At 60.3% G+C, this 4,634-nt stretch carries 4 protein-coding genes; 2 read left to right on the top strand and 2 right to left on the bottom strand.

Annotated elements, in window-relative coordinates:
* The first annotated feature begins 555 nt into the window (after positions 1-555).
* Positions 556-1,233, top strand: a complete 678-nt coding sequence (locus MOX02_RS31800) for a hypothetical protein (RefSeq protein WP_174804986.1) — start codon at positions 556-558, stop codon at positions 1,231-1,233.
* Positions 1,234-1,483: 250 nt separating this feature from the next.
* Here the strand turns inward: MOX02_RS31800 and MOX02_RS29390 are convergent, their stop codons facing one another.
* Entirely contained in the window at positions 1,484-2,374 is an 891-nt protein-coding gene (locus MOX02_RS29390; RefSeq protein WP_147029314.1) for a calcium-binding protein, read from the bottom strand.
* Positions 2,375-3,125: 751 nt separating this feature from the next.
* Complete coding sequence (locus MOX02_RS29380) at positions 3,126-3,704, bottom strand: helix-turn-helix transcriptional regulator (protein ID WP_147029312.1); 579 nt, start codon at positions 3,702-3,704, stop codon at positions 3,126-3,128.
* Between the two features lie 536 nt (positions 3,705-4,240).
* On the opposite strand from MOX02_RS29380, the gene MOX02_RS29375 reads away from it, so the two are divergent.
* Positions 4,241-4,525 carry a hypothetical protein gene (locus tag MOX02_RS29375; protein WP_147029311.1) on the top strand — a complete coding sequence of 95 codons (285 nt, stop codon included), beginning with the start codon at positions 4,241-4,243 and terminating at the stop codon, positions 4,523-4,525.
* The last annotated feature ends 109 nt before the right edge of the window (positions 4,526-4,634 follow it).

The following is a 4,634-nucleotide window of genomic DNA, read 5'->3' as shown; positions in this document are numbered from 1 at the left end:
CCCAGTTCGCTGCCCACTGTCCCCCTCCGTCTACTCCGATCGGTTGTACAACAGGGCGTACGTGTCGTGCGTACAACAGATGGGCTGCTGAGCAGCTTGCTCAGCTCAAGCGCACGCAAGGGGCTACATGTTGAAGACGATGCTCACGCGCCTACGCGGACAGCAGGGTGAGCCACCTCCGCCTCCTGTATCGCGTTCCAATAGGGCTTGCTCTAACGGAACGTTCCAGGCGGCCAGCCAACCCGTTTCAAATGAATGGTCCAGCCTTCTGGAACGCCTCGTTCCTTGACGTCTCGGAACCCATTGGAAAAGCCAAGCCCACCTGCCGTCGTTGGCACGTTTGCCTTAAAGGTCCGCTATAGCTCCCTCAGCGGCCTGAATCAGATATCAGATCGAATGGCTCCTCAGGGTCGTTGGCAGGCGTTGCCGACGACGAGAGCTCGACCACTAGGTCGCATGCCGCGCAAACCTGCTTGACAGTGTCAGCGACGGCGACGGAGCCGGAGCGCCTTGCCCGCGCGTGTCAAAGCGGGACATCTCTCAAGGGGCACCACCGTGACCGCGTCGGCCACCAAATCTTCGTCTACCACCCGCAGCAAGAAGACGCGGATCTCTTCGGCCGAGCGGCGCGCGCGCCTCGCACCGCGGCTCGCCCGCGACGTCGCGATCGACACCGCCACGCGCTCCGTTCCCGATCCCTACGAGCCGGGCAGCTTCCTCACCGCCACCCTGAACCGACGCGTCGACATCCTGGCGCAGGAGCGTGCGGCGGGCCGCATCGACGAGGCGCAGTTCCTGGTGGGCCGCATGATCCAGGCCGTCTTCGAGCGCGGCTCCGGGGCGCGGCTTGGATCGGGCGGCTGGGGCCAGGGCGGCTCGCGCGACCAGACCATCGCGCACGAGCTCCAGATCATCTTCGCGATCGAGGATGCCGAGAAGGTCCGGAAGTTCACCCGGCGCCTCGAGGACGCGATCGGCGCGGTGGGCGTTCGCTTCCTCCGGGCCATCCTCGCCGAGGGGAAGACCTTCGCGACCTACGCCTCGGACCGCGGTCGCGGCGGCGAGCGTGCAGCGACCGACGTGGCGAAGCGGTTCCGGTGGCTGTTGGAGTCGCTGACCGAGGAGCAGCATACGGCTACGGGTCGGCACGTGCCCCTGCCGCGAGATCAGTACCTCGCGGCGGCCGACCAGCTTCCGGAGCGAATTATCCGGTTGAAGGAGGTCGAAGCCTGATGCTCCTCGCTCTTCTGCCCTGCCTCGGTGTCATCCTAGACCCCGGACCCATAACTCTGGTGCGCCCAATTGAAGCGGCTAGTGGATCAGTCTTGGCTGACGGACGAGCAATTTGCGAAGAGCGCTCCGCATCTGCCGAATGACATGCGCGGCACGGTTCACTGGGTTTTATTCAGACAAACCTGCGAAGGCAGAGATGTCCGCTCACACAGCTGGGCGGCGAGAGTGATCCCGCCGCCGCAGAGCTTTGTTAGATCAACCAGTGTGAGTCAAAGTCGCTCACCTTGACCCCGTCGAGTTCAACACTTCCTCCACCGGACAGCTTCAGAACTACATCGCCATCAGCAGCGCTGGACAATTTGTACTTTTGTCCCTCGAGGTTCAGACGGTCCCCAGCTAAGCCGGAGAAATCAGTGATCACATCTCTTCCGGAAAGCAACCAGAATTCAAAGGTATCGGCCCCAGCATCGCCGGTAAGCCTGTCATTGCCATAACCGCCGGTTATAGTATCGTTTCCATCGCCGCCATAGAGCTTCACGCTGGAAGCGTCTGTTTTGTAGAAAAGAGTGTCGTTGCCCGCGCCACCATAGACGGTATCGGAGCCCTCTCCCGTGCTTCCTTTGATTGCGTCGTCACCGTCGCCGCCATAAATCGTGTCGTTACCTTTGCCGCCTCTGATGTAATCATTATCTCTATCGCCATAGATTATATCGTTGCCGATGCCGCCCCCAATCGTATCGTTTCCATCACCCCCGAACAGCGTTGAGCCGTCCAGGTTGTTAATGTAGGAGATGTTATCATTGCCATCACCCGCTAGAACGTAATCGCTGCCAGTGTGTAGGGGTGAGTTGGGCGGAGAACCGTCCATAATCAGGTCGACCCCTGCTCCTCCTTCAACATAATCATCTCCATATCCGCCTATAATCGTGTCATTTCCATCGTCGCCGTACAACAGGTCTCGTCCGATAGTTCCTTGAACTTTGTCATCTCCGCGAAGGCCGTGAATCAATAGACCATCTGAATTTATGCTTGTGACATTACTATCTGTATATGTTGAATAATCTAAAATATCATTGGAATCTGTTCCATTGACCGGTTTAAGGGAAGATGCTTTTGGGTCCGTTGGCTTGATGTGGGTCATTTTTTCCTCCCGGCCGCTCGCTCAAAAGTTTAGCTTTTTGGGCGTTGCGAAATGAAGGCGCCGAGCCCGTTTGGCCATGGTTCGTCAGCGACCTCGGACCGCGCTCGGCACCGGTGTGTGGTCTCCAGCCGCTCGTGGCTCTGGAGAGGGCTATGAGAAGTTATTTTCTTCCGCCACGAAGAACGTGGCCGCATCTGCGTTGCTGAGTATCGCGCGCCTTGCACACTGCAGGGCGAAAAATATTCAGTCGATTTGGCTTAGCACTCGAAGGATGCGTGCCGCATTCCTCAAATTATGTACGCCGCGGAAAAAAGGTTAAATTTTTAGCGATCGCGGCGCATTGTTCACTTGCGTACGAACTGTTTCACAATCCAGATCGGCCTCAGCTACGGCGGTGTTTGCTGTCTATAACAACCGCGAATGTGTCGCGCGTACATCGTTTAAGGGTTGCCAAGCCTGACAATCGCGAGTGATTTCACTCTGTGCGTTCCTGAGAAAGTTGCACAGGGCCCGGCGCACGCCACGGCGGGATAAGCGATGCCATCTTGCTACGAGTGGCAGCCGATCCAGACGGCACCCCGAGACGGTACGGCCGTGCTCGTATTTCACGCTGCCTGGGACGTGCTGCAGGTCGCAATCTGCTACGGCGAAGTTGGACGATGGCAGCAGCCCAGTGGTGATCTGCTGCAGACACCCATGTACTGGATGGCGTTGCCCCCGCTGCCGGTCTGATGCCTTAATCTCAGCCTACTCAGGGCAGAATTGCCAGACGGGTGAGCAGCGCTACGAGTTCGGCCTGTCGATGCGTGTTCGTCTTCGAGAACACAGTGGCGAGTTGCTTGCGCACCGTACTCACTGACACTTGGTTCATTTCTGCAGCCTCTTCTGGGCTCTTGCCGCAAGCCATCTCGATGGCCAGCCGTGCCTCAGATGGGGTGAGATTGAAGATCCGCTTCAACACCTCCGCAGAGGGACGGGGCATCACGTCCAGGTCGATGAGCATCACAACCCTGTGCGGGCCAGAGGCTGCCTCGTTGCTGACCGGAACCGCACGAACGATCAGAGGCCGGCTTGTTCGAGCGCTGTCCTGTGGAACCGCAAACCAGCCATCCTCGTCCAATTCAAGGGCGTTGTTCTGTGCCCGCAGCAATTGATCAAGAGCTTTGCGGCTCCAAGCGAGTTCATCATCCGTACGGGTTGCGTTGATCTGTGCTTTGAGGATTCCAGCCGCGGCCGTATTGATCCGGATCACCTGCCCTGCAGCATCGAGCACAAGCCCGCCGTAACCCATACTATCCAGAGCGTCGAGCAGAGGTTTGCCGAGGGGCACGACGCCTCCAGTCCACAGCTGACAACCCGGAGCGTAATCCAGCCGTGGACATGCTCCTCAATCCTGAGTAGCAGCGCCGAACAGCTGTGCCCACCCATTGCAAATGAGAGTACGAAATCGCGCCTCATGAGAACATGAAATCTTATCTAAATGCCTAGCTTATCGGTTCGACATTGCCCCGTGGTGCAGTTGATTTCTGCTGTGCTACAGTCCCGACTTGGTCACCGCTGCGCCCTTGACCCGTCGGGCAAAACCCGGCATTTGACGAGCGTCGCGAGACGCACGCCCGCTGCCGAGAGGTTCGCGGGCGTTTTGCTGTCTGGGACCGGCGGGGCGGCCTCTACCTACCCGCTGCGATCGGCGATGCTGGAGCCATTGGGCGGTTAGGTCCCAGACCAGGATAAAGAAGCTGGGGCAGCTGGCGGGCGGCTTCACAAGGATGCCCGCACCCTTTTCAGCCATCCGCGAACCCGTTCAACAGCTTAGGCGTTGCAGCCGCAGACGCGGACGGGCTTTTCTGCCATGATCGGTCCCCGATGACGCAGCGCGAGCAAGCCGAGCAGGTCCACGACCTGTTCCGCCTGGCGGATCGGCTCCGGGTCCCGGGCCACCGCAACAACGTCGAGACGTTCCTCGGGGACCTGGGCGAGCTGCGCGTCGGCCTCCGCCGCCTCTACCGCGACATGACCGGTGCCGAGCCGGCCCGCGAGCGCACCTCAAAGCGTCCGAGCATCGCCGCCTTCCCGGCCGGCCCGATCGCCGGCACGCGCGCCGTCGTGCAGCACCGCGGGCGGCCCCGGCGCCTCGCTGCGAGCGCGTAGAGCGGCGGACCGGACTAGCTGTCGGGTACCGCCCGGTCCGCCGTGCCGTGGCCCTGGGGGGAGAGCGCCGCGACGTCTCACGATTGCGCGAAACGATTAGTGGCTCCTT

Origin of the sequence: Methylobacterium oxalidis (genome assembly GCF_007992195.1) — a bacterium.
Lineage (GTDB): Bacteria > Pseudomonadota > Alphaproteobacteria > Rhizobiales > Beijerinckiaceae > Methylobacterium > Methylobacterium oxalidis.
This window is presented reverse-complemented; position numbering and strand designations above follow the sequence as displayed.

What these genes read in the sequence shown, in the direction of transcription:
- MOX02_RS29390 (WP_147029314.1), bottom strand. Translation starts at nt 2,374, where the DNA reads ATGACCCACATCAAGCCAACGGACCCAAAAGCATCTTCCCTTAAACCG.
- MOX02_RS29375 (WP_147029311.1), top strand. Translation starts at nt 4,241, where the DNA reads ATGACGCAGCGCGAGCAAGCCGAGCAGGTCCACGACCTGTTCCGCCTG.